The sequence below is a fragment of the Endozoicomonas sp. SESOKO2 genome, assembly GCF_024606245.1.
In the GTDB taxonomy this organism is placed as follows: Bacteria; Pseudomonadota; Gammaproteobacteria; order Pseudomonadales; family Endozoicomonadaceae; genus Endozoicomonas_A.
On record NZ_JAHHPQ010000553.1, the window covers coordinates 1 to 1,951 of the forward strand.

2 protein-coding genes are annotated in these 1,951 nt (G+C 44.6%); both read left to right on the top strand.

Annotated features, from left to right (window positions below):
- Nucleotides 1-1,225: serpin family protein (locus KDK17_RS13470; RefSeq protein ID WP_257288269.1), on the top strand; the 1,225-nt coding region annotated here is incomplete at its 5' end.
- 177 nt (nt 1,226-1,402) lie between these two features.
- Nucleotides 1,403-1,951: hypothetical protein (locus tag KDK17_RS13475; RefSeq protein WP_257288270.1), on the top strand; the 549-nt coding region annotated here is incomplete at its 3' end.

The following is a 1,951-nucleotide window of genomic DNA, read 5'->3' on the forward strand; positions in this document are numbered from 1 at the left end:
TGATGAAGATGAGCCCCCTCAACGTGACACAACGCCTTCCCAATCAGCAGTATCAGTCAATCCTGATTCAAATTCTGGTACACAGAAGGACGAATCGCCGGGAAATCTGGAATTTTCCACAAATGTATTTAGATATGTAGCCTCCAATATTGATGAAAATTTTGTCATGTCCCCTGATAGCCTCTTTCAGACACTGGCACTGTTACTGTTATATGCGGGTGCTGACGGTGCGACCGAACAATGTCGTCAAAATTATCTGAAAGGGGATCATTCTGAGCCGTACGGTGCAGCGGTATCAGGTGCAACAGCCTGCGGACACGACACACACTGTGTTGCAAATAGCTTGCTCGCAGCCAGTCAACCTGAGCCTCTGTCAATTTACAAAGAGAGACTTAAACAAATACACGACAAGGCTCGTGATAACTTCAACTTGATGAAGCTCACGCCTATGCATAGTCTGGCCCAAGAACTCAACGGACTATTTTGCCAATTAACCCAGGGTATGGTGCAACGTTTTTGCAATCCCATCGCCTGCCCCTTATCAACATCCATAGAACTCATAACTTCTATTTACTTCAGAGGGCTGTTGAGAATGTCTCGTGGGACCGAAAGTGCAGCTTTATTTACCTTACCCAATGGTCAAGCAGCCATTTTGGACAGAATTATGGATGGAAAAATGAATCCTTCCCGGTACGCTCATCACGATGATTGGGAAGCATTTACCTTTCCCGACCAGGGAGATCATGAAATAATTCTGGTTTTGTCTCCGGCAGAGAGTATGCTTTATACGGTAAGTCCGAAAATAATTACGGCATTATTTTCATCATTGGACTGTGACGAATCCTCTTCATCCAGCTCAACGATAACTCCCGGACCTCCTCACTCTAAAGTGGATACAAATACTCAAATGAGTGAAGCTTTAAGTCGATCAGGCTCAGGTTTAATTTCTGCAGTCAAAAGCGATCTGAATTCAGGAGCCATGCCAGCTATTCCTTTACCTGTTCGCACGAATGTGTTCAGACAACACAGTGCCACTGAAATTCATGAACAAGGAACCGGGGACGCAGCTTCAGCCCACGTTGGCTGTAAGAGATCACATGAGGGTGTGACGATACAATCGATCCGATTTGATCAATCCTTTATTTATATATTGCGTAATAAAATAACAAAAAGAATCCTCTTCATTGGGCAGATACTTGCTCCACGGGACTCAGACGCAAGGTAAGTGCCAAGCTAGCAACACCTACCCCGCATTGCTTAATTTTGGATAAAAAAACTAAGAAACTACTCTACATTGAATTGCGGGTTTCATATTCCATTGATCGCCCGAGCAGGACAACAGCCCAGTAAACAAGAAGGTTATTCCGCGAAAACTCTAAAGTTAAGAGAATAAGGTACAAACGTGATGTTACTGAGTAAGTCTTTCGATTCAATCTGCCACTACAGGGTCGTTCTGGTGTTGCTCTATTTACTATTGCAACCCTCACAACTTCCGGCTGTAACTTGTGACAAATGCGGCTTTAATTACGATCAGGAAGACGACACATTCTGCCCGTCGTTGGCGTGTTATCAAGAAGATCACCCCCATCAACATGACACCGTGCCATCCCAATCGGCAACACTAGTCAATCCAGTCTCAACTCCTGATGTACAAGCTGATGAATCGCTGAAAAATCAGGAGTTTGCCATCGATCAATTTGTCCATACAGCACTCAATATTCCTCATGAAGATTTTGTCATTTCCCCTGATAGTCTTTTTCAGACAGTGGCACTGCTACTGTTACAGGCAGGTGCTGACGGTGCGATCAAGCAATTGGATCAACTTCAAAGGGAAGATGAGTATTCTGATCCAACCGATGGAGCAGCATCTAGCATGCCCTCAGCCAGTGAAGCTCGGTCTCTGGCGATTTATAAAGAGAGACTTAAACACATAGCCGACAATGCTCCTGGT